This window comes from Kitasatospora sp. NBC_01250 (assembly GCF_036226465.1).
GTDB lineage: Bacteria > Actinomycetota > Actinomycetes > Streptomycetales > Streptomycetaceae > Kitasatospora.
This window is the reverse complement of the sequence record NZ_CP108476.1, coordinates 4,250,964-4,276,920: the sequence shown is the minus strand read 5'-3', so window position 1 is coordinate 4,276,920 and position 25,957 is coordinate 4,250,964. Positions and strand designations below refer to the sequence as shown.

Annotated in this window: 27 protein-coding genes, 2 pseudogenes and 1 riboswitch; of the genes and pseudogenes, 14 read left to right on the top strand and 15 right to left on the bottom strand. The window is 73.0% G+C overall.

Annotated elements, in window-relative coordinates; all coding sequences use genetic code 11:
* Positions 1–54 precede the first annotated feature (54 nt).
* Positions 55–1,032 (top strand): hypothetical protein, encoded by a 978-nt coding sequence (locus OG500_RS17680; protein WP_329581341.1) that lies wholly within the window; start codon positions 55–57, stop codon positions 1,030–1,032.
* Between the two features lie 71 nt (positions 1,033–1,103).
* Here OG500_RS17680 and OG500_RS17675 read toward each other — a convergent pair whose 3' ends face one another.
* Together OG500_RS17675 and OG500_RS17670 are read right to left on the bottom strand one after the other, a co-directional pair.
* Positions 1,104–3,332 (bottom strand): MMPL family transporter, encoded by a 2,229-nt coding sequence (locus OG500_RS17675; protein ID WP_329581337.1) that lies wholly within the window; start codon positions 3,330–3,332, stop codon positions 1,104–1,106.
* 98 nt (positions 3,333–3,430) lie between these two features.
* Positions 3,431–3,832, bottom strand: a complete 402-nt coding sequence (locus OG500_RS17670; RefSeq protein ID WP_329581335.1) for an AMP-binding protein — start codon at positions 3,830–3,832, stop codon at positions 3,431–3,433.
* 311 nt (positions 3,833–4,143) lie between these two features.
* Here OG500_RS17670 and OG500_RS17665 point away from each other — a divergent pair, with 311 nt between their 5' ends.
* The 5 genes from OG500_RS17665 to OG500_RS17645 all read left to right on the top strand — a co-directional run bounded on the left by OG500_RS17665 (position 4,144) and on the right by OG500_RS17645 (position 8,529).
* Entirely contained in the window at positions 4,144–4,569 is a 426-nt protein-coding gene (locus OG500_RS17665) for a VOC family protein (protein WP_329581332.1), read from the top strand.
* 52 nt (positions 4,570–4,621) lie between these two features.
* Positions 4,622–4,801, top strand: a riboswitch (M-box (ykoK) riboswitch).
* Positions 4,802–5,093: 292 nt separating this feature from the next.
* A complete protein-coding gene (locus OG500_RS17660; protein WP_329581328.1) occupies positions 5,094–6,740 on the top strand; it encodes an NRAMP family divalent metal transporter in 1,647 nt (548 codons plus the stop codon).
* A 232-nt stretch (positions 6,741–6,972) separates the two neighbouring features.
* On the top strand, positions 6,973–7,266 hold the full coding sequence (locus tag OG500_RS17655) for a hypothetical protein (protein WP_329581325.1): 294 nt from the start codon (positions 6,973–6,975) through the stop codon (positions 7,264–7,266).
* An 83-nt stretch (positions 7,267–7,349) separates the two neighbouring features.
* On the top strand, positions 7,350–7,760 hold the full coding sequence (locus OG500_RS17650) for a winged helix-turn-helix domain-containing protein (RefSeq protein ID WP_329581322.1): 411 nt from the start codon (positions 7,350–7,352) through the stop codon (positions 7,758–7,760).
* Between the two features lie 43 nt (positions 7,761–7,803).
* Positions 7,804–8,529 carry an MgtC/SapB family protein gene (locus OG500_RS17645; protein ID WP_327067653.1) on the top strand — a complete coding sequence of 242 codons (726 nt, stop codon included), beginning with the start codon at positions 7,804–7,806 and terminating at the stop codon, positions 8,527–8,529.
* A 121-nt stretch (positions 8,530–8,650) separates the two neighbouring features.
* On the opposite strand, the gene OG500_RS17640 is transcribed toward OG500_RS17645, so the two are convergent.
* The 3 genes from OG500_RS17640 to OG500_RS17630 all read right to left on the bottom strand — a co-directional run bounded on the left by OG500_RS17640 (position 8,651) and on the right by OG500_RS17630 (position 10,625).
* Positions 8,651–9,418 (bottom strand): hypothetical protein, encoded by a 768-nt coding sequence (locus OG500_RS17640; RefSeq protein ID WP_329581318.1) that lies wholly within the window; start codon positions 9,416–9,418, stop codon positions 8,651–8,653.
* 229 nt (positions 9,419–9,647) lie between these two features.
* Positions 9,648–9,764, bottom strand: coding sequence for a DUF397 domain-containing protein (locus OG500_RS17635; RefSeq protein ID WP_329581315.1), 117 nt, complete (start codon positions 9,762–9,764; stop codon positions 9,648–9,650).
* 48 nt (positions 9,765–9,812) lie between these two features.
* A complete protein-coding gene (locus tag OG500_RS17630) occupies positions 9,813–10,625 on the bottom strand; it encodes a helix-turn-helix domain-containing protein (protein WP_329581312.1) in 813 nt (270 codons plus the stop codon).
* A gap of 167 nt (positions 10,626–10,792) precedes the next feature.
* Here OG500_RS17630 and OG500_RS17625 point away from each other — a divergent pair.
* A pseudogene (locus OG500_RS17625) lies at positions 10,793–11,134 on the top strand (ATP-binding protein); the annotation flags it as partial.
* Positions 11,135–11,197: 63 nt separating this feature from the next.
* Here the strand turns inward: OG500_RS17625 and OG500_RS17620 are convergent.
* A complete protein-coding gene (locus OG500_RS17620; protein WP_327067649.1) occupies positions 11,198–11,569 on the bottom strand; it encodes a VOC family protein in 372 nt (123 codons plus the stop codon).
* 95 nt (positions 11,570–11,664) lie between these two features.
* Between OG500_RS17620 and OG500_RS17615 the strand changes: the two genes are divergently transcribed.
* Complete coding sequence (locus tag OG500_RS17615) at positions 11,665–12,102, top strand: MarR family winged helix-turn-helix transcriptional regulator (RefSeq protein ID WP_329581308.1); 438 nt, start codon at positions 11,665–11,667, stop codon at positions 12,100–12,102.
* Positions 12,103–12,136: 34 nt separating this feature from the next.
* On the opposite strand, the pseudogene OG500_RS17610 reads toward OG500_RS17615, so the two are convergent.
* From OG500_RS17610 to OG500_RS17600, 3 genes and pseudogenes are all read right to left on the bottom strand, one after another.
* Positions 12,137–12,568, bottom strand: a pseudogene (locus OG500_RS17610) (helix-turn-helix transcriptional regulator); the annotation flags it as partial.
* Between the two features lie 101 nt (positions 12,569–12,669).
* A complete protein-coding gene (locus OG500_RS17605; RefSeq protein WP_329581305.1) occupies positions 12,670–13,362 on the bottom strand; it encodes a hypothetical protein in 693 nt (230 codons plus the stop codon).
* A 53-nt stretch (positions 13,363–13,415) separates the two neighbouring features.
* Positions 13,416–13,826 (bottom strand): ArsR/SmtB family transcription factor, encoded by a 411-nt coding sequence (locus tag OG500_RS17600; protein ID WP_327067645.1) that lies wholly within the window; start codon positions 13,824–13,826, stop codon positions 13,416–13,418.
* A 98-nt stretch (positions 13,827–13,924) separates the two neighbouring features.
* On the opposite strand from OG500_RS17600, the gene OG500_RS17595 reads away from it, so the two are divergent.
* Positions 13,925–15,160 (top strand): MFS transporter, encoded by a 1,236-nt coding sequence (locus OG500_RS17595; protein WP_329581302.1) that lies wholly within the window; start codon positions 13,925–13,927, stop codon positions 15,158–15,160.
* A gap of 47 nt (positions 15,161–15,207) precedes the next feature.
* Here the strand turns inward: OG500_RS17595 and OG500_RS17590 are convergent, their stop codons facing one another.
* From OG500_RS17590 to OG500_RS17580, 3 genes are all read right to left on the bottom strand, one after another.
* A complete protein-coding gene (locus OG500_RS17590) occupies positions 15,208–16,167 on the bottom strand; it encodes an esterase/lipase family protein (RefSeq protein ID WP_327067643.1) in 960 nt (319 codons plus the stop codon).
* Positions 16,168–16,314: 147 nt separating this feature from the next.
* A complete protein-coding gene (locus OG500_RS17585; RefSeq protein WP_327067642.1) occupies positions 16,315–17,157 on the bottom strand; it encodes an ABC transporter ATP-binding protein in 843 nt (280 codons plus the stop codon).
* The gene (locus OG500_RS17580; protein WP_329581298.1) at positions 17,154–17,891 is read right to left on the bottom strand and encodes a FadR/GntR family transcriptional regulator; all 738 of its coding nucleotides are present in this window, start codon (positions 17,889–17,891) and stop codon (positions 17,154–17,156) included. The genes OG500_RS17585 and OG500_RS17580 overlap by 4 nt, the downstream gene beginning before the upstream one ends.
* Before the next feature lie 258 nt (positions 17,892–18,149).
* On the opposite strand from OG500_RS17580, the gene OG500_RS17575 reads away from it, so the two are divergent.
* Complete coding sequence (locus tag OG500_RS17575) at positions 18,150–19,835, top strand: protein kinase domain-containing protein (RefSeq protein WP_329581296.1); 1,686 nt, start codon at positions 18,150–18,152, stop codon at positions 19,833–19,835.
* A gap of 21 nt (positions 19,836–19,856) precedes the next feature.
* Here OG500_RS17575 and OG500_RS17570 read toward each other — a convergent pair whose 3' ends face one another.
* Positions 19,857–20,519: a MerR family transcriptional regulator gene (locus tag OG500_RS17570; protein WP_327067639.1), complete on the bottom strand. Its 663-nt coding sequence runs from the start codon at positions 20,517–20,519 to the stop codon at positions 19,857–19,859.
* 78 nt (positions 20,520–20,597) lie between these two features.
* Between OG500_RS17570 and OG500_RS17565 the strand changes: the two genes are divergently transcribed.
* A complete protein-coding gene (locus tag OG500_RS17565) occupies positions 20,598–21,677 on the top strand; it encodes an MmcQ/YjbR family DNA-binding protein (RefSeq protein ID WP_329581292.1) in 1,080 nt (359 codons plus the stop codon).
* 11 nt (positions 21,678–21,688) lie between these two features.
* Here the strand turns inward: OG500_RS17565 and OG500_RS17560 are convergent, their stop codons facing one another.
* Positions 21,689–22,348, bottom strand: a complete 660-nt coding sequence (locus tag OG500_RS17560; RefSeq protein ID WP_329581290.1) for a double zinc ribbon domain-containing protein — start codon at positions 22,346–22,348, stop codon at positions 21,689–21,691.
* A 261-nt stretch (positions 22,349–22,609) separates the two neighbouring features.
* Between OG500_RS17560 and OG500_RS17555 the strand changes: the two genes are divergently transcribed.
* From OG500_RS17555 to OG500_RS17545, 3 genes are all read left to right on the top strand, one after another.
* Positions 22,610–23,230: a hypothetical protein gene (locus OG500_RS17555; RefSeq protein ID WP_329581287.1), complete on the top strand. Its 621-nt coding sequence runs from the start codon at positions 22,610–22,612 to the stop codon at positions 23,228–23,230.
* Between the two features lie 50 nt (positions 23,231–23,280).
* Positions 23,281–24,558: a sensor histidine kinase gene (locus OG500_RS17550; protein WP_329581284.1), complete on the top strand. Its 1,278-nt coding sequence runs from the start codon at positions 23,281–23,283 to the stop codon at positions 24,556–24,558.
* 79 nt (positions 24,559–24,637) lie between these two features.
* Positions 24,638–25,375, top strand: coding sequence for a response regulator transcription factor (locus OG500_RS17545; RefSeq protein ID WP_329581281.1), 738 nt, complete (start codon positions 24,638–24,640; stop codon positions 25,373–25,375).
* Positions 25,376–25,670: 295 nt separating this feature from the next.
* Here OG500_RS17545 and tatA read toward each other — a convergent pair whose 3' ends face one another.
* Positions 25,671–25,943 (bottom strand): Sec-independent protein translocase subunit TatA, encoded by a 273-nt coding sequence (gene tatA, locus OG500_RS17540; protein WP_327067633.1) that lies wholly within the window; start codon positions 25,941–25,943, stop codon positions 25,671–25,673.
* Between the last annotated feature and the right edge of the window lie 14 nt (positions 25,944–25,957).

Genomic DNA, 25,957 nt, shown 5'->3' with positions numbered 1-25,957 from the left:
GGCCGGCGAAGAAATGCTGAGCGGTGCGTTGATGGAGTCACGTAGATTCGCCGGATGGCGCTTGATGCTTTGAACCTGGTCCCGGGCATGCTGACCACGCGCGACGCGGTCCGGGCTGCTTACGGTGGTCGGACGCAGCGCGGGATCTCTTCTTCGGGGACCACGCCGAACGTCTTCCTGTACTCGGATCACGGGTCCGCCGCGGAGCACGGCTATGACTTCGATGGCTGGGCCGAGGACGATGAGGTGTACCACTACACGGGCGAGGGGCCCAGTGGCGACCAGGAGTTGGTTGATGGGAACAAGGCGATCCTGGAGCATGCGAACCCGAAGAAGCCCCGTGCGTTGCACGTGTTCGTCGGCGAGGGCCGCAAGGGCTCCTCGGGGCCGGTGATCCAGCGCTACATCGGTGAGTTCACCCTCGACTTGGACGAGCCCTACCTGGAACGCTGGAACGTCGGTCAGGACGGGCGGGATCGCAAGGTCTTCGTCTTCCGCCTGCGTCCGGTCGCCGACGCCCGCTTCCATCGGGTCGTGAAGGACCGCACCCCCAAGGCGACGGAGAACACGCGGATCAAGCTGCCCGCGAAGGCCACGTCGGCGCGGCTGATCGCACCGGAGCAGAACAAGACGCCGGAGACCTCGTACGAGGCCCAGGGGGGAACGCGGAAGGTGACTCGCTGGGAGTCCGGCCTGTCCGATGCCTTCTTGGCACACCTCGAAGGACTCGGGCACGACGTCGGGCGCTACCAGCTCACGGTCAAGGGCTCGCGCGCCCCGCTGTACACGGACCTGTACGACGCGACCGATGACGTCCTGTACGAGGCCAAGAGCAAGCATGACCGCCCCTACGTGCGCATGGCGGTGGGTCAGATACTGGACTACCAGCGTCATATCGGAAGCGATTCGGTGCGGCTGGGCATCGTGCTGCCCGCGGAGCCGGAGGAGGACGTGCGCGCCTATACCGAGGGCCTGGGGATCCACCTGGTGATCCAGAACGGCGACAAGTTCGAGGGGTACCCGCTGTCGTAGGTGCGAGGCCCGCCCCGGCCCCGGGCGTTGATCGGCGGCACCTCGGATCCCTCGATCGCGTTGGGCAGGGGCTACTCGCCCTCGACGTTGAGGTGGGGGAGGAGGCGGTCGAGCCAGTGGGGGAGCCACCAGGCGTGGCGGCCGAGGAGGGTGAGGACGGCGGGGACGAGGAGGAGGCGGACGACGGTGGCGTCGACCAGGACGCTGACGGCCAGGCCCAGGCCGAGCATCTTGACGACGATGTTGTCGCTGAGGATGAAGGCGGCGAAGACGCTGACCATGATCAGGGCGGCGCAGCTGATGACGCGGGCGGTGATCTCCAGGCCGTGGGCGACGCTGCCGCGGCTGTCGCCGGTGTGGATCCAGGACTCGTGGACGCGGGAGAGCAGGAAGACCTCGTAGTCCATGCTCAGGCCGAAGACGATGGCGAACATCATCATCGGGACGTAGCTCTCGATCGGGACCTTGCCGGCCACGCCGAGGGCGGGGCCGCCCCAGCCCCACTGGAAGACGGCGACCACCACGCCGTAGGAGGCCGCGATCGAGAGCAGGTTGAGGACGGCGGCCTTGACGGCGACCAGGAGGCCGCGGAAGACCGCGAGGATGATCAGGAAGGCCAGGCCGACCACCACCGCGATGATCAACGGGAGGCGGGCGGAGACGAGTTCGAGGAAGTCGAGCTGGGCGGCGGTGGTGCCGGTCAGGTAGCTCTTCGCGGTGGTGCCGGCGGTGCCCTGGGGGAGGGCGTCGTGGAGCAGGTGGTTGAAGAGGTGGGTGGTGACGGCGTCCTGGGGGGCGCCGGTGGAGATGGCGGTGGCGATCAGCACGTCGCCGTCGGGGGTGGGCTGCAGGGGGGAGATGCTCGCCGCGCCGGGGACGCCGGTGAGGGCGTGCTGGAGGTCGCCGGCCAGGGTGGCGCGGTCGCCGGCGGGGACGGCGCTCTGGTCGACCACGATGGTCAGCGGGCCGTTGGCGCCGGGGCCGAAGCCCTGGGTGATCAGGTCGAAGGCGCGCCGGTCGGTGAAGCTGGTCGGGTCGGCGCCGTCGTCGATGTGGCCGAGCCGGATGGAGAAGAGCGGGATGGCCAGCACGGCGATCACCACCACCCCGCCGGCCAGGAACCACCAGGGGCGCCGCTCGACGCGCCGGGCGTAGTTGTGCCAGGCGCCGTGCGCCTGCTCGCCGGTCCCGTCGCCGGCGCTGCTGCCCTCGGCGACGGGGGTGCGCACCCGCCAGCGGTCGATCCGGCGGCCGAGCAGGCCGAGCAGGGCGGGGACGAGGGTGATCGCGCCGAGCACGGCGGTGGCCACGGTGACCATCGCGGCGACGCCGAGCTTGCCGATGAAGCTGACCCGGGAGACGGAGAGTCCGGCCAGCGCGATCGCCACGGTGCAGCCCGAGACGATCACCGCGCGTCCGCTGGTGGACACCGACTTGCCGGCGGCCTCCACCGGGTCCACGCCGTCCATCAGCAGCTGGCGGTGACGGGTGATCAGGAAGAGTGCGTAGTCGATGCCGACGCCGAGCCCGATCATGGTCGCCAGGGTGGGCGAGACGGTGGCGAAGGTGAAGGCGATCGCGAGCAGGCTCAGACAGCTCAGGCCGACGATCACCGCGATCAGCGCGGTGACCAGCGGCAGCCCGGCGGCGACCACGCTGCCGAAGCCGATCAGCAGCACCACCACGGCCACCGCGAAGCCGATCGCCTCGCTGGTCAGGTCCTTGGTGTGCGGGCGGGCCAGCTCGCCGAGCGGGCCGCCGTACTCGACCTGCACGCCGGCCGCCCGCAGCGGCGCGACCGCGTCGTCCACGCCGTGCAGGTAGTCGGTGCCGAAGGTGGTGGGGTTGCTGTCGAAGCGGACGGTCAGGTAGCCGATGGTGCCGTTGGAGGAGAGCGCGCCGGTGGGCGGGGCGCCGGGGGCGGGCAGCGGGTTCTGCACCGCGAGCACGTGCGGCAGGTGCTGCAGCGAGGTGACGCTCTGGCCGATCTGGCCCGAGACGCCGGTCAGCGGGCCGGTGGCGTCGTGCAGCACGATCTGCGCGTTGGTCCCGCCGGCGCTCGGGGCGTGTGCGGCGAGCACCTGCTGGCCGGTGTGCGACTGGACGCCGGGCAGTGAGAAGTCGTCGGAGTAGGTGCCGCCGACGGAGTTCTGCAGTCCGTGCAGGGCGCCGAGCAGGACGAGCCAGCCGATCAGCACCAGCACCCAGTGCCGGGCGCACCAGCGGCCGAGGCCGTGCAGGCCGCCGGCCCCGGCCGTCGTGGTCCGCGCACTGCTGCGGTTCTCGTCCGGCGTGGCCATGGGCGTGCTCCTGGGCAGTGGCGGGTGTCAGAAAGATGGTTTTCTGACGGTATGCCTCACTGCTCGACGGCCATCCGTGCGACATACGCCCGACCGGGTCATCGGACGGGGGCCCGGACAGGTCGGCCCGACAGCGTGGGGAGGTGCTCCAGGGCGAGCCCGTCCGGGCTCTCGGTGAGCAGGTGCCGCACTCCGGCCCGGCGCAGCAGGCGGTGCTGGCGCGCGGCCGGGTGCCGGGGGTCGAGCGGCAGGTAGCCGCACCCGTGCTTGCGCACTCCGAGGATGCCCACCACCGAGAGCCAGCCGTGTCCCAGCCGGAGGCCGACCAGGGTGCCGCGCGGCACCCGGCTGCGCCCGATTTCGACGGCCAGCCGGTCGCGGGCCGTGGCCAACTCCCGGTAGGTGAGCATGAATTCGCCGTCGTGCAGGGCCACCGCGTCCGGGGTGCGGCGGGCCCGGCGGTCGAAGTCGGCGGCGGGCCAGGGCAGGCGCTGGCGCATCAGGGGACCACCAGGGCGGTGGCCGGTGCGTGGGCGGCGGTGGCGGGGCTGGTGATGCTCTGCGGCAAGGGACTCCTCCTGGGGACCTGCCCGGCGGCGGGCTGCGCGAGGTCGCGCCCGTGCCGGGTGAGGCGGCGCGGGCGCGGGCATGCGGACGGAACGGCCGGTGGGCCAGACGGACCGGGGACGGCGGTGCGAGGGGCCCGGCCCGCTGCCGCCCGGGGCGCTGTCGCCCAAGGCCTGAGCCGGGTCCGGCGAGGGTGCCGGACCGGCATTCGCGACGGGGGATCAGAGACAAGGAGGCACCTCCCGTGATCACCGCACTCGATCACCTCCAGCTGACCGCTCCGCCGGGCAGCGAGCCGGCGCTGCGCGCCTTCTACGCGGGCGCGCTCGGCATGACCGAGATCCCCAAGCCGCCCGAGCTCGCCGGGCGGGGCGGTTGCTGGTTCACCGTCGACGGCGGCCGGATCCGCCTCTATCTCGGCGTTGAAGGCCACTTCCGCCCGACCACCAAGGCCCACCCCGGACTGCGGGTGGCCGATCTCGACGCCTGCGCCGAGCGGCTGGCCGCGCACGGCGCCCCGGTGGTCTGGGACAGCAGCCTGCCGCCGGACCGTCGGATCTACTGCCAGGACCCGGTGGGCAATCTGCTCGAGTTCGTGGGGCCCGGGGGGCCTGCGGGGGAGCCTGTGGTCCCAGGGGTCCGGGGCGTGGGTACAAAGGTCAAGGTTTAGTAAATACGGCAAGCGTAAGGTCTGACTGGGTCTAAGCTGGTCGAGGTTTAGAAAGGCACCTCGTTCGGTGAGGCGTCTTCACGGACACAGGCCACTGATCCCAACCGTCGAGAGACGCTCCGGATCAGGACAGATCTTCCCGACCTAAGGGTTGATCCCAAGTGGCTTCCGGCTCCGCAGCGAGCTGGATCACGCCGTGAAGTGCCAAAGCTCTGACGAGTTGGGGTGAGCCGGTCGTTCTCAGGATCGGCGAGCTCCTTGCCGTGTCGTTTTGCGTCGCGATCAGCGCGCACCGGCCGGAAGGAGGCGAGAGACATGGATTGCAGTAGTCCGGGCCACAGTTGCCCCTACCCCCGCTTGTCCTCGTACTTCTTCGGCTCGCGGTAACCACCTTCGCTACGCGCTCTTCGCGTTGACGTTCGACGTCTCCTGGCCCTGCCATGCCCGGAACCTGTTCGTAGCGAGGACGGCTGCCGCGTGCCCCGAACTCCCCCATGAATGCGGGGGGCTGAGGGAGGTTCATCATGACCATCACCACCCACGACACCAAGGTCCCGACGCCGCGCACGGCGGTCCTGGACGAGGCGCACCTGGGCGACATCAAGGGCGCGCTGGGCACGATCAAGCTGGACGACACGGCGCCGCGCACGGGCCTGTCGGCGAAGCTGAAGACCCTGCTGGCGATCGTCGGCCCCGGCCTGATCGTCATGGTCGGCGACAATGACGCCGGCGCGTTCTCCACCTACGGCAACGCGGGGCAGAACTACGGCACGAGCCTGCTGTGGACGCTGCTGCTGCTGGTTCCGGTGCTGTACGTGAACCAGGAGATGGTGCTGCGGCTGGGCGCGGTCACCGGCGTCGGCCACGCGCGGCTGATCCTGGAGCGGTTCGGCAAGTTCTGGGGCGCGTTCAGCGTGATCGACCTGTTCCTGCTGAACGCGTTGACGCTGGTCACCGAGTTCATCGGAATCACCCTGGCGGCAGGCTACTTGGGGCTGCCGAAGGAGGGGTCGGTGGTGCTGGCGGCGGCGATCATCATCGCCTCGGCGTTCACCGGCTCGTTCCAGCGCTTCGAGCGGATCGCGGTCGCGCTGTGCGCGGGTTCGCTGCTGCTGATCCCGATCTACTTCCTGGTGCACCCGAAGACCTCGCAGATGGCGCACGACTTCGTGGTGCCCAACATGCCGGGCGGCACAGGGCAGTTGGCGACGGTGATGCTGCTGATCATCTCGATCGTGGGCACGACGGTGGCGCCGTGGCAGCTGTTCTTCCAGCAGTCGTACGTGATCGACAAGCGGATCACGCCGCGGTTCATGAAGTACGAGAAGGTCGACCTGTGGATCGGCATCGTGATCGTGGTCGTGGGCGCGGCGGCGATGATGGGGTTCACCGCGGCGGCGTTCGCCGGCACCGACGGGTTCGGCAACTTCAGCGACGCGGGTGCGGTGGCCAAGGGGCTGGCGGACCACGGCGGCAAGCTGGTGGGCGTGCTCTTCGCGATCGCGCTGCTGGACGCCTCGATCATCGGCGCGTTCGCGGTCTCGCTGTCCACGGCGTACGCGATCGGTGACGTGTTCGGGATGAAGCACTCGCTGCACCGCGGGGTGGGCGGCGCGAAGGGCTTCTACGCCATCTACGCGGGCATCGTGGTGGCTGCCGCGGCGATCGTGCTGGTGGCCGACGACCACACGCTGGGTCTGCTGACCCAGGGCGTGCAGGTGCTCGCCGGGGTGCTGCTGCCCTCCGCCTCCGTCTTCCTGCTGCTGCTGTGCAACGACAAGCAGGTGCTGGGGCCGTGGGCGAACGGGCCGAAGACCAACGCGTTCACCTCCGCGGTGGTCGGTGTGCTGGTGACGCTGTCGATCATCCTGACCGCCTCGGTGCTGTTCCCCTCGATCTCCTCGCAGGCGATCCTGGACATCATGGCCGGCTGCGGTGTGGTCGGCGTGCTGGTCGCGGGCCTCTCCTTCACCCGGCGCCGCACCGCCACCAAGGAGGACCCCATCGACCGCACGGGGCGCGACGACTGGCGGATGCCGCCGCTGGAGACGCTGACCCGTCCGGTGATGTCCACCGGCCGCAAGATCGGCATGGGCGCGCTGCGCGGCTACCTCTTCATCGCGATGATCCTGGTGGTCATCAAGCTCGTCCAGACCGCCCTCGGCCACTGACGCCGAGCCCCCTTGGGGGCGGGAGGGGCGGCGGTACGGCTGCTCCTCCCGGCGCCGGGCGCCCCGGCACGTTTTCTCCGGGCAGCCCGGCAGGTCTTCTCCGGGCGCAGACACGCCCGACACACCTGACACATCAGACACACCAGACGCCCGCATCGAGTGCGAGCCGTCGGCTTCGCCATGCCCGCGTGCGCGTGACGTGCGCGCACGCCGTCCACGGAGGTGACCTCCCGTGTCCGTCTTCACGTTCAACACCGCCTCGCTTCCGGTGCCGCTGCCGCGGCCGACCGTGCTGCCGCGGCCGACCGTCCACGGCGGGACCGTCCGGGTCCGCGCCTTCCTGGCCCAGCTGCTCTGCCGCCTGGCCGACAGCCCGCTCGACAGCCCCGTGCTGCGCACCGTTCAGCCGGCCGCACCGCGCGCCACCACGCACCGCCAGCAGGTGCGGCTGAGCGCCGAGTGGCACACCGTCGTCGACGCCGCGGGTGGCCGCCGTCTCGAAGCGGCCTGGCACACCGAGAACTGAGCGCACACCGAGAACCGAGCGCACACCGAGAGCCGAGCGGCCGAACCCGCCAAGCCCGCCACGCCCGAGAGGGAGGGAACCTCATGCCTCTGCGCCACCCCCGACTCCAGCTGGTCTTCTCCGACAACCCGCCCGCCCCGGCCGCGCCCGCGGCCGGCCCCGTCGCCGTGCTGGAGGTACCCACCCGCCGCCTGACGGCCGTGGGCGTGGTGGTCGACATCGACCAGCGCACCGCGACCGTCGACGGACGCGAACTCGACCTCACGTTCCTGGAGTTCGAGCTGCTCGCGCACCTGATGGCGCAGCCGAGGCGGGTGATGTCCCGCAGCCAGCTGATGGAGGCCGTCTGGGGCCGCCCCAACCTGGGCGACACCCGCACGGTGAGCACGCACGTGGCCCGGATCCGCCGCAAGCTCGGCCCGGCCCACCGCGCCACCATCAGCACCGTCCGGCAGATCGGCTACAAGTTCGACCCGGCACTCGGGCCGCGCTGAGCCCGCTGCTTCTCCGTCCCGCTGTTCCCGAGGAGGTGCTGCCATGCACGCCCTGTCCACCTTCGACTTCCTGGTCCGGTTGGCCACCGGAGTCTTCTGCGGCGCCTTGATCGGGATGGAGCGCCAGTGGCGGGCCCGGATGGCGGGCCTGCGCACCAATGCGCTGGTCGCCACCGGGGCCACCCTGTTCGTGCTGTACAGCGAGGCGATGGGGGACGCCGGATCCCCCACCCGGGTGGCCTCCTACGTGGTCTCCGGGATCGGCTTCCTCGGCGGCGGGGTGATCCTGCGCGACGGCGCCAGCGTGCGGGGCCTCAACACGGCCGCCACCCTGTGGTGCTCGGCGGCCACCGGGGTGCTCGCCGCCTCCGGCAAGCTCGCCTTCGCGGTGCTGGGCGCGCTGACCGTACTCGCCGTCCACTTCGTGGGCCGGCCCGCCGGTCGGCTGCTCGACCAGGCCCCGGCGGCCGGCACCGACCCGGACGCGGTGGTGGAGGCCAATGTGCACCTGCGCTGCGACCGGGGCGCGGAGAGCCACATCCGGGCCCTGCTGCTGCAGTCGCTGACCGGCTCGGGTCTGACCCCGACCGGTCTGCGGGCCCGTCGTGAGACGCCGGAGACCAGCAGCCTGCGGGCCTCGCTCTCGGTCAGCGGTGATGTGGCCTGCGCCCTGGAGCAGGTGATCGCGCGGCTCTCGCTGGAGCCGGGGGTGCGGGATCTGCACTGGCACTTGGACGAGGAGGAGGACGTGCACCAGGCGATGGCCTGAGCCGGTCCCCTTCGGGGTGGAGGAGGGGGGAGGGTGATGATGTGTGGTTTTCCGCGTCCGCGGACCTGCGAGGGTGCAGCGGTGCTGGTGGAGGCGGCGGCGCGGGTACCGGGGTGAGGGGTCAGCACCTCGCGGGCGGTCTGTGTTCGTGGATGAGGGCGCGGACTTCCTCTGCCCGGCGATGGACGTCCGCGGCCGGGCGGGGCGGCTCGGTGTGGTGGGGGAGGTGCGTGGGGCGGCGGGGCGGGGGTGGCTCGGGGAGCGGTGGGAGGCGGTCGAGCAGGCGCTTGCGGGCGAAGGCACCCGGGCACTGGACGGAGGCGGGCAGGCCGTTGGTCAGCGCGAACCGGAACTGTTCGGGGGTGACGTCACGGGCGAACCACTCGGTGGCGAGGGATTCGAGGGCGGCGCACTCGTTGGCGGAGAGCATTATGCGCTTGTCCGCCGCGCCGAGGGAGGCGAGGGCGCGGTAGGCGATGGAGCGTGCAGGGGGCGCGGGTGCGGGGTCCGCGCTACCGCCGCCGGTGGTGGTGCGGCGGTCGGCGAGGAAGCGTTGCCACCAGGAGCGCGGGCGGGCGGTGCGGGAGAAGTAGGTGCGGGAGACCCAGCGGGTGAGGCCCTCGCCGGCGCGTTCGCGGATGCGCAGGAGGTGGCCGAGGTCGGCGAGTTTGCGCAGGGCGGAGCGGACGGCCTGTTGGCCGTAGCGGGGTTGCTCGCGGGCGAGGGTCTTGGTGTCGATCGCCGCGCCGTCGGGCAGACGGTCGATGTAGGCGGCGAGGTAGGCCTCACGTTCGGGCAGGTGGGAGAAGTCGTGCTGGGTGCTCGGACTTTGGGACGGCGCGGAACGCTTGCCGTAGCCGGGCGCGGCGGTAGGGTGGCAGGTAGCCACTGGATCGACCTCGCTTCGATCAATGTCGGTCAGACCCCCGTTCGGTGTTGGCGCACCGGCGGGGGTTGTTTCTTTGCGCGAACCGTACACCGCATGTGCGGGGCGTGGTCAACTCATGACGATAAGTCATATTCATTGGTACGCGGGGACATTGGTGGGTGGGTGGGAAGTAGCCACCCACCGTTCCTCAGAAGAGAGCGCTCGGGGCCCGAGGCCCGAAGCTCGGGTGTCAGCGCAGCGGTTGGGCGGTCGCGAACGTGAGGAATCCAGCCCAGGCGGCGGGGGTGAAGGCGAGCTGCGGTCCGGCCTTGTCCTTGGCGTCACGGACGTGGATGGCTCGATGCAAGCGCCTCAGAGTTGCCGTAGTTGGTCTTGAGTCAGCCTGGTTCAGCGGTCACAGTGCCTCTGATGCTTTCTGGATGAACCGGGCGGACTCCTCAATCCCCAGGGCCTGCATGCGGATCGTGCCATGGCGCTGCTCCAGTGCGCTGATTGTTTCCGGGGCCGTGTACAGGGCCCCGGTTTCCTGGCCCTCCACATAGGCATAGCGCTGACGCTCAGCAGTCTCAAGGAGGACGAAGGGCCCGTTGAGCATGGCGTGCATGCCGCGTCCGGTAGGCAGGATCTGAATCGACACGTTTCTCAGCCGGCCGACGGTCAGCAGATGCTGGAGCTGACTCTTCATCGTCACTCGGCCGCCCACCAAGGTGTGGAGCGCGGCCTCGTAGACGACGAAGCCGAAGAGCGCGGGAGGATTGCGGGTGAGCTTCTTCTGGCGTTCCAAACGGGCCTGTACCCGCTCCTCGACGGTGTCGTCGCCGACTGGCGGGGTGTGCGCCTCGAACAGGGCTCGTGCATACTCCCCGGTTTGCAGCAAGCCGGGAATCAGCAGGGTCTCGAACCAGTTGGCAACGATTGCCTCGTCTTCCGCGGCCATGAAACTCTTCACGCTTCTCGGGGGTCGCTCTGGCCGCAGGTATCCCGCTGCGGCGATCAGCAGTCCACGTGCATCACAGAGCCGCTCGGCGGCCTCAAGTGCCTTCAGGGTCGGCCGCCTCCGGCCCTGTTCCATCGACTTGATCGTCTCGTAGTCGTACTCGGCTTCCTCGGCCAGCTGCTCGCGCTTGATCCCCGCGCGCTCGCGCCACAGCTTGAGCTGGTTGCCGCAGTACTGCCAGGCCAGCGGGGGCTCAGGTGTTCCGGTCATCCGTGCGCCCCCAACGTTCATTCGCGGGTACAGGGCGGGTACTCAGCCAGTTGGACCCGCTGTGTCACTTCCGAGGCTACGACCGTGCCCGGCACCGTAGGAGTCCAATCCCCGGATTGCACCCATTCGAGTGCCAGTTCGCCCCGTCGCGTTTCGCAAGGACTCCGATGCCCCTGCCTCCCCTCGCCGCCGAGCACCACTTCCGCCGCACCGCCCGCAGCGTCTCGCTCTCCCGCAACCTCTTCCGGCAGCAGGCGACTTCGTGGTCCCTCTGCACCGAGACCGCCGACACCGCTGCCCTGCTCCTCTCCGAGCTCATGACCAACGCCTGCCGCCACGCCCGCTTCCCCCGTGACCGTTACATCGCCGCCCGCTGGCTCCTCGACCCCGTCGCTGACCTGCTCCGTGTCGAGGTCTCCGACGCGGACGACCACCTGCCCGCTCCTCGTCGCGCGCACCCTGACGAGGAGTCAGGGCGTGGCCTCGAACTCGTCGCCACCCTCTCTGCCGCCTGGGGTGCCGACCCGCGGCCGTGTGGCATCGGCAAGACGGTCTGGTTCGAGCTGAAGCTGTCAGCCCCCGTGGACGGTGAGGGTGTAGCCCTCGGGGCCCTCGAAGGAGAACATCGGGCCGAACGGGCTGTCCACGATCGGCGTGAGGATGGTGACCCCGGCGGCGGTGAGCTTGGCGTGGAGCTCGTGGGCGTCGGAGGTCTGGAACCAGAGCGCCACGCCGAGGCCGGGCCGGGCGGTGTCGGCGAGGTCGACGCCGGGCAGGAGCTCGCGGACGGCGAAGGGGATCGGCTTGGTGTCGAACACGACGCCGTGCGGCGGTGAGACCGCTGCCCGGCGCAGGCCGAGGTGCTGCTCGCAGAAGGCGGCCGCGGCGTTCAGGTCGCGCACCTGAAGGGCGATGAAGTCGGGGCCGTTGACGGTGACGGACATGATTTCTCCTTCGAACCTTGATCCTCTGTCCCTGATGTCAGGACTTTGACATAACCGAGGCTAGGCTCGCCGGGCCTGTATGTCAAAATGCTGACATGCAGCAGAAGCAGAAGGACGTCACCCAGCACGTGGGATACCTGCTCAAGCGCGCCCAGTCCGCGCTGCGCGGGGCCATGGACAAGGTGCTGCGCGAGCACGGGCTGACCGTGCCGCAGTACTCGACCCTCGAACTGCTGGCCCTGCACCCCGGCATGTCCAACGCCGACCTCGCCCGCGCGACCTTCGTCACCCGGCAGTCCGGGAACGTCGTGCTGCGGGGCCTGCAGGACGCGGGCCTGATCACCCGCCCCGACGCCGCCGACCACGGCCGCGCCCTCCCTGCCCACCTCACCGAGGAGGGCCACGCCCGCCTGACCACGGTGCAGGCCGCCGTCTACGCCGTCGAAGAGCGCATGACCGCGGCGATCGAGCCCCGGCGCGTCACCGCGCTCCTCGCCGACCTCGAACGCATCGCGGCGGCCCTGGAGGAGTGACCAGTCAGCGCTCTCGCCGCCGGCGGCGCTGTGATCAGCGTGGGGACTTCCGCTGCTCGCGCCGCTGGGCGAGCGAGGCCAGTGCGGCAGGTTGGGCGGCGCCCGCGGCGGCGGAGCCGAGGAGCAGTGCGTTCAGGTCATGGGGCTGCGCGGGCTCGTCGGTCGGGGACGCCGCGGCGACCCGGTCGGGGCGGAAGCCGCGGCCGGCCCGGCGGGTGCGGCACCAGGCGATCAGGTACCACCGGCCGTCGGCGGTGAGCAGTCCGGCCGGTTCCACCTCGCGGTCGCTCGCGCGTCCGGCCGCGTCGAGGTAGGACAGCCGCAGCACCGTGCCGAACTCGGCCTTGGCGTGTTCCACCAGCCAGCGCGCGGCGGCTTCGCAGTCGTCGGGGCCGGCCGGGAACGGGTGTTCCGGCGCGAGGCGGTACTCCACGCTGACCACGGCCTGGCGGGCCGTCTCGGCGAGGCAGTCCTGGTCCGTGATCGTCATGGTGTCGATCCTCGCGGTCGTCCGCGACAACGTACCGTCACCCTCTCCTGGTGAGGCGCGTCCCACTTCGCGGGCCGCTACCAGCGGTCCGAGGCGTCCAGGAGCACGGACACCGTGCCCTTGTCGTCGACGACCTCCGCGCAGACCTGGTGCCGGTCGAGCCCCCGGTCCTCGTCGCGGCAGGCACCCAGGCTGCCGTGGTCGAGGGTGAACTGCCAGCCGTGCGCTCGCGTCAGATGGTCGCGGAGTTCCCGCGCCACCTCGTCGGACGACTGCCCGGCCGTGCCACGCACCTCGATCCTCCGTTCGCAGGAGGTCTCGGAGCCGCCGCCGCAGCCCTCGTCGCGGTCGCTCACCACCGCGAGCCCGGCGGGCAGCGGCAGGACCTCCCGGTCGGAGGGGGTGATGGCCGGCACGCCGTTGATGCCGACCAGCCAGGCGGCCACCAAGGCGGCGACGGGGCCGAGCACGCAGTAGAAGAGGGACAGGCCCATGCCCGCGGCGCCGCGCCCCTGCAGCGAACTCAGCTTCGGCACACCGGGCCTGCGGCTCTCGATGAGGATGCCCATGGGCAGGACGGCCGCGGTCACGAAGGTGATGACCACGATCAGGGTGACCCTCGCGTCGGGGAGGAGCCACCGCTGCGCGAGGGCGATCTCGGTGGCCGCGAGGAGCGCGAGCAGGATCCCGACGATCCAGCCCGTGCTGACCGTCCGAACCGCGAACAGCCAGCACACCAGCGGGAAGAGGAACGCGACAGTGGTGATCACGGCGGACACTCTGCCCCAGACCGGGCTCTGCGGGCCAGGGTTTTCGGGCGGCGCTACCCCTCCTTCGGCGTCCAGTTCGCGACCAGGGCCAGCAGGCCGGGGAAGCGCGCCTCCAGGTCGTCGATCCGCACCTGGCTGCGGCGTTCGAGGCCGTACTGGCGCTGGCGGGTGACGCCGGCCTCGCGCAGGGAGCGGAAGTGGTGGGTCAGCGAGGACTTGGGACGGTCCAGGCCGAACCAGCTGCACGAGTGGTCGAAGGCGTCGGAGTCGAGCAGCAGCGCGCGCACGATGTGCAGGCGCAGCGGGTCGCTCAGTGCGCCCAGCACCGCCTCCAGGCGCAGCTCGGCGACCCCCGGCTCGGGCAGCGGCTCGGGCAGGTCGGCGGGCTCGGGGTGGCGGTGGACGGCGGGTGCCGCGGGGGTGGTGGGCGCCGCGGGGGTGCCGGGGGAAGAGCTGGGTGCCATGGGGACCTCCTTCGCGCTGCTTTTCAGTACGACTTCAATCGTACTGCATGCTAAGTTCGAGATATCTCGTACTGGACGGACGGCCCTAGGGGGATGCCATGGCGCAGGTCATCGAGAGAACAGCAGCGTTGAACAGCAAGGGAGTTGATGTCGGGGCACCGCCACGTCGATGGATCTGGCTGGCCGCCTGGCCGGTCACCGCCGTCTTCGTGCTGTCCAATGCCGCCACCCCGCTCTATGCCCTGTGGCAGCACGACATCGGCTTCGGCAAAGGCACGCTGACCGTCGTCTTCGCCTGCTACATCGCCGGCCTGATCGGCTCGCTGCTGGTCTGCGGGGTGCTCTCGGACCGGATCGGCCGTCGCCGGGTGCTGGTCCCGGCGATCCTGCTGGCGCTGCTGGCCTGCGGCATCTTCGCCACCGCCGCCTCGGTGCCCGCGCTGCTGGCGGCCCGGCTGCTCACCGGGATCGCGGTCGGGGCGGCCGTCTCGGCGGGCATGGCGGCGGTGGCCGACGTCGCGGGCGCCGAGCGGCGGCGGCTGGCCGCGCTGCTCGCCTCCTGCGCGATGGTGCTGGGCGCGGGCACCGGGCCGCTGCTCGCGGGTGTGCTGTCGCAGGAGCTGCCGGGGCCGACCAGCGTGGTCTTCGGCGTGGTCGCCGTGCTGCTCCTGGTCGCACTGGCGGTGGTGTGGCGGATGCCGCTGCCGCCGCGGGGGGCGAGCGCCGCAGGACCACTGCTCCGCGTGCCCCGGGTGCCGCGCGGCAACGGGCGCCAACTCGCCCTGGGGATCGCGGTCTTCGCGCCCGGCATCACCGCGACCTCGTTCGTCCTGTCGCTCGGCCCCTCGCTGCTCACGGCGCTGCTCGGCGGCGGCAGCCGGATCCTCGCCGGGGTGGTCGCGTTCGCGATGTTCCTCACCGCGACCGCCGTGCAGTTCGCCGTGCAGCGGCTGAGCCGGCGCGCGATCCTGCTGGCGGGCGCCGCTTCGACCGTGCTGGCCGTGGCCGCCCTGGTCGGCGCGGTCCGCGGCCACGCCGTGGCGCTGCTGGTGGCAGCGGCGCTGCTGGCGGGTGCCGGGCAGGGGCTGGGCCAGCTCGGCGGGCTGTCGCTGCTGAACGCCAGTGTGCCGGCCGGCTCGCTCGCGGAGGCCAACGCCGCGCTCAACGTGGGGGGTTACCTGCTGGCGGGCACGCTCCCGGTGGCTGCCGGGTTCCTGAGCGACGCGATCGGGCTGACCGGCGGGGCCACGGTCTTCGGCGCCGCGCTGGCGCTGCTCGCGACGCTCGGTGGGGTGCTCGTTGCCGTCAAGAGGGACTGGGTGCGGGCGAGTTGAGGCAAGGCCCCGGGCGGTGGACGCCGCCCGGGGCGGTCGCCCGCGGCTCAGCCCGTCAGGTTGGCCAGGCAGCTGGCCTCGCTCACGTTGTCGGGGTCGAGCGCGTGCAGGACCTCGTGCCGCACGACCGGGTCGGCGACCATCAGTACGTGGTCCGGCACGTTGGCCGGGCAGAGGTCCTGCACCAGCACGTTGTGCACGTTCGGGCCGGTCAGGAACTGCGAGGTGTAGGGCGTGACCACCTCGTCGTACTTGGTGGCGATCACCCAGTAGTCCACGCCGGGCACGGTGTCGCCGCCCGCGTTGAGCTTGCCGAGCATGGCCGAGCCGACCTCCTGGTCCGCGCAGGCCGGGCAGGCGGAGGAGACGATCTGCTGGGCGCCGGGGAAGGACTGGGCGAGCGTGGTCAGGCCGTCCAGCGTGGTCCCGTGGTTGCTCGGGGCGAGGCCGACCAGGGTGTGCACCTTGGCCGCCCCGCCGTCGAACTTCAGGTAGTAGCGCGGCATCATGCCGCCCTGGCTGTGGCCCACGATGTCGACCTGACCCGCACCGGTGGCGGCCAGCACGCCGTCCACGAAGGTGGCGAGCTGCTGGGCGGAGTCGGCCACCGGCGCGATCGCCCGCAGCACGGGGACGCCGGGCTGGGCGCCGTAGGTCAGGGCGTAGACGCAGTAGCCCTGGGCGGCCAGCGCCGGGGCGATGGTCAGCCAGTTGACCGAGCCGTTGGCGAAGGTGCCGTGGACCAGCACGACCGGCCTGGGGTGGGCCGAACTCGGCTGGCAGGACCAGTCGTTGGCGCCGGGTACGCCGGGTGCGGCGAGTGCCTGGGCGGCGGCGACCGGATCGGTGGTGCCGGCGGCGGACCGGGCCTGGGCCGGTGCGGCGCCGACCAGCGCGGCGCCGAGCAGTGCGGTGCCGGCTGCGAGCGCGGCGAGCCGGCGGGGGCGGCGGCCCCGGGGCGGGGCGGTTCTGGGCAGGGGGGAGCCGGGCAGGGTGGTTCCGGGCATGGCTGTCCTCCGGGTGGGGGTTGGAGGTGCGCGACGGCGCGTGGGGGTGCGCCGAGGAACTGGCCAGTAAGTTACTGCTGGGTTAACGCCCTGGCCAGACACCGCGCGGGAATTGACACCCGGAGGGACGAGTCGTGCCGAAGCGGACTAACCGGCGGTCACCGGGGCCGTTGCCGCCGCGGCGCGGCGGTCGGCGCGGGCCGCCCAGCGGCCGTCCGCCCGGCTGATCCGGATCGGGTGCTCGAAGCACGCGCTGACCAGCTCGGTGGTGACGATGTCCGCGACCTCGCCGCGCCCCACGCACTCGCCCTCGCGCAGCAGCAGCGCGTGCGTGGTGCTGCTCGGCAGCTCCTCCAGGTGGTGGGTCACCAGCACGCTGGCCAGCTGGGGGTGCTGCTCGCGCAGCTCGTCGAGGCTGCTGAGCAACTGCTCGCGGGCGGTCAGGTCCAGGCCGGTGGCGGGCTCGTCCAGCAGCAGCAGGCGCGGCTGCGGCATCAGCGCGCGGGCGATCAGGGTCCGGCCGCGCTCGCCCTGGGAGAGCGTGGTCCAGGCGGCCTCGGCCCGCCGGGTCATGCCGAGGGTGGCGATCAGCTCGTCGGCGTGGGCGAGCTGGTCGGCGGTGGGCCTGCGGTGCAGGTCGGGCTCGATGCTGTTGGTCAGGCCGGTGAGCACCACCTCGCGCACGCTCAGCGGCGAGCGCAGCGGGTGGCGGGGGTTCACGTGGCCCAGGTGCGCGCGCAGCTCGCGCACGTCCACCCGGCCGAGCCGGCGGCCGAGCACCCGCACCACGCCGCGGGTCGGATGGGCGACGGCGCCGAGCAGGCCGAGCAGGGTGCTCTTGCCCGCGCCGTTGGCGCCGAGCACGGCCCAGTGCTGGCCGGGCTCGATGGTCAGCGAGATGCCGCGCAGCAGGTGGCGGCCCTCGCGCACGAAGTCGACGTCCTCGACGTGCAGCAGCGGGCCGTGCGGTGCGGGGTCGGCGGCGTTCACGGGTGCGCTCCTCGAAGGGTGGCAGGGGTGAGGGGATCCTGGGCGCGGAGCAGGTGGACGACCGCCTCCAGGTTGTGCAGGGTCGCGGCGACGGCGGCCTCGGCGTCGCGGGCCCGCAGCGCGGTGAGCAGCGCCGCGTGCGCGCACGAGGTGTCCGGCAGCCCCGCTACGCTCTCGACCAGTTCAACCAGCGCGGTGCGCAGCACCGGCAGCACGGCGGTGAACAGGTCCAGCAGGACGGCGTTCCCGGCCAGTTCGACCACCGCCAGGTGGAACGCCAGGTCGGCCTCGACGAAGGCGGGCGCGCTGAGTGCGCGCCGGGCCTGCCGGTCGACCAGCCGCTCGCCGAGCGCCCGCAGCTCGGCGGGCGTGGCGCGCTCGGCGGCCAGCCGGGCGGCCTCCACCTCCAGGGCGCGGCGGACCTCGTACACCTCCAGCAGGCGGGCCCGGCGCAGCAGCTCGCGCACCTCGCCGGGGGGTGCGGGCGGCCGGGCGGCGGGGTCGGTGACGAAGGTGCCGACGCCGTGGCGCACGTCGAGCAGGCCGTCGCGGACCAGCAGCCGCACCGCCTCGCGGACGGAGGAGCGGCCCACGCCCAGCAGCCGGGCCAGCGCGGCCTCGTTGGGCAGCTGCTCACCGACCCGCCACCGGCCGCCGTCGAGCAGCTCGCGCAGCCGCGCCTCCACCCGGGGCACCAGCGGGCCGCGCCGGGGGCCTGAGGTGCTCGGCTGCACGGCGTTCCTCCTCCACCCGGACGGCCCGGCAACCAGGTGGGCTCGAACGCGCGTCCGCAAGGGAGTGGGTGCCCGCGCCGGGGTGAGCACGCTAGCAGTCGTCCTCAGTCCTCTGAGGACTGTTCCACCCAGTGGACTCCCGGCGCACGGGCAGGCAGGGTGGTGCCCCGACTGGGGTGGCGGCGCGATGATGCCGCATCATGGCGCGGGTGCCGGGCATGCGGTGTCCGGCCGACGGAGCGTGAGGAGCAGGACCAGGTGATCGGACGAGCGCTGAACGGCCGCTACGAACTGGTCGGCACCCTCGGGGTCGGCGGCATGGCAACGGTCTGGCACGGCGTCGACCGGGTGCTCGGCCGCGAGGTGGCGGTCAAGGTGCTCAACAACGGCCTGGCCGAGGACCCCAGGTTCGCCGAGCGGTTCAGCCGGGAGGCGCAGCACGCGGCGATGCTGGTGCACCCGCGGATCGCGATGGTCTTCGACTCGGGCATGGACCAGGGCTCCGCCTACATCGTGATGGAGCTGATCCGCGGCCGTTCGCTCGGCTCGGTGCTGGCCGAGGGCGGTCCGCTGCCGGTCGAGCGGGCGGTGGGAATCGCGGCGGCGGTCTGCGAGGCGCTGGAGGTGGCGCACGCGGCGGGCCTGGTCCACCGGGACATCAAGCCCGGCAACGTGATGATCACCGACGACGGCGGGGTCAAGGTCGTCGACTTCGGCATCGCGCGCGCCTCGGCCTCCGGCCAGCAGCTGACCCAGACCGCCTCGGTGCTCGGCACCGCCGCCTACCTCTCGCCCGAGCAGGCCACCGCCGCCGAGGTGGACGGGCGCGCCGACCTCTACGCGCTTGGCTGCGTGATCACCGAAATGCTCACCGGGGAGCCGCCGTTCAGCGCCGACACCCCGGTCGGGATCGCCTTCAAGCAGGTCTCCGAACAGGCCCCGCCGGTCAGCCTGCGCCGGCCCGAGGTGCCGCCGGCGCTCGACCACGTGGTGGCGCGGCTGCTGGCCAAGCGCCCGGCGGACCGGCCGGCCAACGCCGCTGCCGCCCGCGCCGAGCTGCTCGCGGCGGTGCCGGTGGCGGGGGCGGTGGACCGCACCTCGGAGCTGCTGGCGACGCCGATGCCCGGCCCGGACGGCGACCGCACGACGATGCTGCCGCCCATCGCGGTCGCGCCGCCGCAGCAGCCGTACCGGGCGCCGGTGGCGGCGCCGACCTCGGTGATGGCGCCGGTGCCCGAGTACGGCGAGTACGGCGACCACTCGGGGCACGGGACCCCCAGCGGGTACGGCGGGCAGTACCAGGACGGTCACCCGGAGCCCGCCGCCCCCGCGCGCCGCTCGCGCCGCACCCTCGCGCTGGTGCTCGGCGCGGTCGGTCTGGCCGGTGTGGGCCTGGTGGGCGCGCTGGCCTTCTCCGGCTCCGGCGGCAACTCCGGTGCCGCCGCGCCCGGCAGCAGCCGCCAGCAGCCCGCCCAGCCGGTCGGTGCCGCCACGGGCCCGGCCGCGCCCACCGGCGGCACCGCGGCCGCCCCCGCCGCTCCGACGCCCGTCGCGCCGCCGACCGGCAGCGGGCCCGCCGCGCCGAGCACCGTGCCCCCCACCGGGCCCGCCAAGCCCGCCGGCACCCCGGCCGCCCAGATCGCCGCGCTGCGCGGCGAGGTGAGCGGCTCGGCGATACCGAAGGACCGCCAGGCCGCCCTGGTGCACACCCTGGACGCGGCCGGCGCGGCGCTCGCCGCCGGGCAGCCGCAGGACTCGGTGCAGGCGCTGAAGGCGGCCCAGCGCCAGGTGCGCGACCTGTCCAAGAAGCACGCGGTGGACGGGGCGACGGCCGCCTCCTGGCAGCGCGAGCTCGGGGTGACCATCAACGCGCTGAACGCCCAGGCCAGTCAGAACGCGGCCAACGGTGACGACGGCGACAACACCGACAACGGCGGCAACTGACGGACCGTCAGAGCTCAGATCTCAGGTCTCGGTCTCGGCGGGCGCCTCCACGAACACCCGCCGGGAGGCGTCCTCCTGGGCGAGCCGGCGCATGCTGGCCAGCAGCGTGTCCCCGAGGACGGTGCCCAGCACCGCTCCCTCCAGCCGCCCGCCCGGATCGGCACGGCGCCCGAGCAGCGCCAGTTCGGCGGCGGCCAGCCGCTCGGCCGCTGCCGCGTACTCGTCCAGGATGCCGAGCAGGTCCTCCTGCCCCAGTTCGCGCAGCGCCTGGAAGACCTGGGCGAGCGCCACGCAGGCCGCGCCGCCGGGGTGCACCAGCCAGCCGCGCTCGGCCACCCAGGCTGCCGCGGCCTCGGCCGCCGCCCGTCCGGCCGCACTGTCCTCGGTGCGGCGCTCCCCGGGGCGGGGCCGCGGGGCGACGGCGTGCTGGGCGAGGTCCAGGGTGGCGGGCAGCGAGAGCCCGGGGGCGTCCAGCGCGGTGAGCAGCCGGCGGGCGGTGGCGATCGAGAGGCCGCCCACCTCCAGCAGTGCGCGCAGCAGCCGCAGCCGCCGCACGTGCGCCTCGTCGTACTGCGCCTGGTTGGGGCAGGTCAGCTCGCCGGCCGGGAGCAGCCCCTCCCGCAGGTAGTACTTGATCGTGGGAACCGGCACCCCGGTTCGACGGCTCAGTTCCCCGACGCGCACAGGCCGGTCTCCTCTCCCGCCCGGGGGCAGCGGTGATGCACCAAGCCTAGGTGGCGGGCCGGTGCCACTGCCAGACCCGTGAGTGTCCGCGCACTGTGGCAGCATGCCGCCCAGCAGGCTCCGGCAGCAGCGCCGCGGGCCGCCGGGGCGGAACGGGGCACACGGGTGGCGACGGTCGAGCAGGTCCGGGCGGCGGCGCTGGCGCTGCCGCGCACGAGCGAGCACCTGATCCGGGACCGGGTGAAGTTCCGGGTCGGCCGGATCGTCTACCTGGCGCTGTCCAGGGACGAGACGGTGCTCGGTTTCGCCTTCCCCCGGGAGGAGCGGGAGCTGCTGCTCGCCACCGAACCCGGGGTCTACCTGCCGCCGGAGCCGGCCGACGAGCGCTTCAACTGGCTGCAACTGCGGCTGGCGGCGGTCCCGGAGGCGGAGCTGCGCGAGATCGTGCTGGACGCCTGGCGGATGGTGGTGCCCAAGCGGGTGGCCGCCGAGCACGAGGCCGCGCACCCCGCTGCCCTGCCGCCGGGCCCGGCCCTGGCCGAACTCCGCTTCGCCGCAGGAGTGTTCGCCGGTCTCGGGGCGGTCGACGCGGGCTGGGAGCGGTGGGCCGCGGTGGTGGCCGCGGCGCCCGACCTCGCCCGCCCCGAGCACCGCGCGGCCCTGCACCGCTGGCTCAACTCCTGGGGCTGCCGCATCCGTTACCCGCGCGAGGGCGAGCCCGACCTGTTCTCCGCCGCGCTCAAGGGCTGGTGGGCCGCGCACGGCGCCGAGCTGCCCGATGCCTCGCTCGCCGTGCTGACGGAGGGTCAGCTCGACGCACTGGCCGCGGCCTATGCCGAGCTGGCGGCGCTGCGCGTCTCACCGAGCCGTACTCTCGGGCCGACCGCCGCCGCCAAGGCGCTCTACGCGCTGCGCCCGGCGGCCGTGATGCCCTGGGATGCGGCGATCGCCCAGCGGCTGCACGGCTCCCGGGACGGCGCGGCGTTCCGCCGCCACCTGGCCTGCGGGCGCCGCTGGGCCCGCGCGGTGATCGCCGAATCCGGCCTGGACGAGGGCGAGTTGCCGCGCGAGCTGGGCCGGCCCGCGGTGTCGCTGGCCAAGGTGCTGGATGACTACCTGTATGTCACGATCACCGCCGGGATCACCGCCGCGCCGTAGGCGGCCGGGCGCTACTGCCGGCTGCCGCAGCCGGGGCAGAAGGCCGCGCCCGCGGGCACGGCCGCCTGGCAGGAGCGGCAGCCCGCCGGATCGGCCAGCTTGTGGCCGCAGCCGGCGCAGAACGCCCCGCCGTGCGTCTCGGCGTTGCACTGCGGGCAGACCAGCTGCCGCTCGGTGCCCACGTCGTAGGCGTTCCCGGCCTCCTGCCCGGCCTGGTAGGCGCGCTGGGTCACCTGGTCGTTGAGCCCGCGGCGGCGGGCCGCCTCGGCCTCGGCGGCGGTGTCCGGCGCGCAGACCTGGCACAGGCCCTGGGCCGGGTTCCAGCACGTGTCGCAGACGTGCTGGGTGCACCGGGCGCAGCGGTGGAAGTGGCCCTGTGCGGCGCCGATCGCCCGCTCGAAGGCGGCGTCCTTGGCCCGGCCCCAGCCGGCGCCCGCCAGGCCGTCGACGGCGTTGGTGATGGTGCCGCCGTTGCCGTTGAGCACGCTCCAGGCCGCGCTGACCCCCTTGTTGACCCAGCCGGCCGCCCGCCCGGTGGTGAACGCCTCGAACGGCGATCTCCAGGCGTCGTAGCAGCGCTGGCAGTTGAACTCGAACTGGAAGCCCGCGCCGGTGCCGTACTGCTCGCACAGGTCGCGGTGGTTGTTGCTGAAGTAGATCTCGGTGGTCACTGCTGGTCCCCCCGGGGCGTCCGGTCGTCGTGGCGCTGCCAGCCGTACGACGTCACCGGGCGCCGACTGGTTCTGATTGTGTCCAACTGGTGTTCGATGCGCGAAGACTGCCATGCCGGACCAGGTGCGGCCAAGCCCCGACAGCCGCTGTTCACCCGGCGGACCCCCGCGGCTCAACCCTGGGGTGGAGGCGGCGGTTCCACCCGCCGGTCAACCCTGGAGCCGACGCCCGGACCGGGGCCCCGGCGGGAGGCTTGCACCATGGACACCACGACCTACCTCCTCAACGGCCTGCTGCTGGTGACGATCGTGCGCCAGGTGCGGGGCACCGAGCTGAACCTTGCCAACCTGCTGATCCCGCTGGGGACGGTGGCCGCTGCCGCGCTCGCCTTCCTGCACTCGGTCCCGACCGGTGGCGGCGACCTGACGCTGATCCTGGGCCTGGCCGGGCTCGGCGCGGCGCTCGGCGCGCTCGGCGGCTCGCTGGTGCGCCTGTCGGCCCTGCGGCCCCGGGCCGGTGCGCGGCAGGACGCGAAGGTCCGGCTGCTCGCCCGCACGCCGCTGGCCGTGCTGCCCGTCCTGGTCCTGGGCAGCCTGGCGCGGCTGGCCTTCGCCTTCGCGGCGAACCACGGGCTGGGCCAGGCCATCGCCGACTTCAGCCGCGACCAGCGGATCACCGGCCAGGACGCCTGGGTCGCCGCCCTGGTCCTGATGGCGCTGGCCGAGGTGGTCACCCGTCTCACCGTGACCCGCCTGCGCGGCCACCTGCTCGGCCGCACCCTGGCGGCCCCGGCCGCTGCTTCGGCCACTGTCCCGGTCCCGGCCGCGGCCGCCGCCCGCCCCGCCCGCGCCCGGGCCGCCGCCCCCTTCGAGCCGGCATGACCTGGCCGGCGACTGGCCCGCGCACCGGCCTGCTCCCTATGCTGCGGGCCATGGCGAGCACAGCGTGGGGCGGCGACGAGGACGAACGGTCCACCGTGACCCTGGCGCAGCCCGGCAGCGACCCGGCGGTCAGCGCGCGGATCGCGCTCGCACAGGTCCGGATCGACCAGCGGCGCAAGCGGCAGGTGTCCCGGTTGCGCCCGCTCAGCTGGCTGCTGCTGGTCGCCGTCGGCGTCTCCGCCTGGACCAGCTCGGTCACCCCGGGGCTGACCGGCCGTCACCTGGCCGTCAGCCTGGCCCTGCTCACCTTCGCCGTGCCGACGGCGCTGGCCGGGGCCGGTCGGTGGCCGGGCCGGGACGAGCGGGGGCCGCGGGTCGTGCTGATCCTGCTGATCTCGCTGGCCGCGCTCACCCTCACCGCCCTGGTGCCCTCCGGCATCCTGAACGTGCTGCCGGTCTCCGGCGCCGTGATGCTCGGCTTCATCCGGCTGGACCTGCGCCCGGCGCTGCTGATCAGCGGCACGACCACGGTGCTGCTCGTGCTGCTGCTGGCCCTGACCGTCGACGACCCGGTGGAGACGATCACCTCCTCGGTGCTGCTCTGCGTGGTGCTGGCCGTCACCGCCCGGCTGATGCAGCAGAGCCGGGAGGGCCAGGACCGCACCGAACTGCTCTTCGCCGAGCTGGAGGACGCCTGGGAGGCGGAGACCAGGGCGGCGGCCGGCGCCGAGCGGGTCAGGATCGCCCGCGAGCTGCACGACGTGCTGGCCCAGTCGCTCTCCGCGCTGGCGATCCAGCTGGAGGGGGCCCGCAAGCTGGCCGAGCGCGACCAGGTCGCCCCGCTGCTCCAGCAGGTGATCAACCGCTCGGTGGAGCTGACCCGGGACGGTCTGGACGAGGCCCGGCAGGCGGTGGGCGCGCTGCGCGCCGAGCACCTGCCGGGCCTCGCCGAGGTCGCCCCGCTGGTCGAGCGCAGCGCCCGCGACCTGGACCTCGTCCTCGCGTTCAGCGTGCTGGGCAGCGCCCGCCCGGGTGAGCCGCAGGCCGAGTTCGCGCTCTACCGCGGTGTCCAGGAGGCGCTGACCAACGTGGCCCGCTACGCACGCGGCTCGCGCACCTCGGTGGTGCTCGACTACCGCCGGGGCGGCCGGGTGACCGTCAGCGTCACCAACACCGCGGGCACCGCGACCGCCCCGGCCACCGCGGTCACCGGGGGCGGCGGCAACGGGCTGCGCGGGATGCGCGAGCGGGTCGAGCGGGTCGGCGGCACCGCCGAGGCCGGTCCGGTCGGGGACGGCTGGCGGGTCGAGATGGAGGTCCCGGGATGAGCACCCGCCGTGCCCCCGCCCCGTGCCCGCACCCTCTGCCCAGCCCCGTCCAGCCGACCCCAGCACCGAGGAGCCCGAGATGATCCGCCTGGTGATCGCCGACGACCAGCGCGTCACCCGCGAGGGGCTGGCGCTGCTGATCGCTCTGAACGAGGGCATGGAGGTGGTCGCGCTGGCCGGCAACGGCGAGGAGGCGGTCGCGGCCGTCCTGGAGCACCGGCCCGACGTCGTCCTGATGGACCTCTCGATGCCGGTGCTGGACGGCATCGCCGCCACCGCCGCGCTGGCCGAGCAGGTGCCCGGCACGCCCGTCCTGGTGCTCACCACCTACGCCGACGACGCCTCGATCTTCCCGGCGCTGCGGGCCGGCGCCAAGGGCTACCTGACCAAGGACGCCGGCTCGGACCGGATCGAGGAGGGCATCCGGGCCGTGCATGCCGGGCAGACCTTCATGGATCCGGTGGTCCAGCAGCGCCTGGTCGCCGCCGCCATCGGTGGCACCCCGCCGCAGCCCGCCGCTGACGCCGCCTCAGCGGCTGCCCGGCCCGCGGCCCCCGCCGCCGCGACCGGCACGTCCGCGGCGACCGGCACGACCGCGCCGGCCCAGGACGACGGGCTGACGGAGCGCGAGCGCGAGGTGCTGGTGCTGATCGCGGCCGGCCTGTCCAACCAGGAGATCGCCGAGCGCCTCTACCTCGGCCAGGCGACGGTCAAGACCCACATCAACCGGATCTTCGCCAAGACCGGCGCGCGGGACCGGGCGCAAGCCGTCCGCTACGCCTACCGCGCCGGGCTGGTCCCCGCCGACGGCGCTTAGGCCGTGTCTCACAATTCGCGTCGGATCAGCGCGCGGCGTTGGGCGCCCGGCTGGGCGTGCCGGCGAAGCGTCCTCGTACTGGGTCGTACTTGGATGATTCGCCGGTGCGTCCAGGCGGGATGCCCGGCGTCGCGCGCCTGGCGGGAATTGTGAGACACGGCCTAGGGCCTGTCCCGGACCGCCCGCCGTCAGCCCGCCCGCCGGAGCGCACCGAAGCGCCCGGGAGCACGACGAAGCCCCTGACCCGCCGTCGTCGGACGGCCTGTCAGGGGCTTCGGAAGTCGCGCTGCACAGCTCAGGCGGTGGTGTTCGTCTTGCTGGTCTCGTCAGCCTTGGTGACGTTGACCGGCGCCACCGCGGGGCGCGGCTGCTCGGTGGAGTTCGCCGTGGTGTTGGTGTCACCGCCGGGCGTGTCGTCCTCGCGCATCGCCTTGGTCTCGGCCTTCAGGATGCGCATCGACTTGCCCAGGCCGCGAGCCATCTCCGGCAGCTTCTTCGAGCCGAACAGCAGGATGAGGACAGCCAGCACCACGAGGAGGTGCCAGGGCTCCAGACCGTTGCGGAACATCCCTGACCACCGGT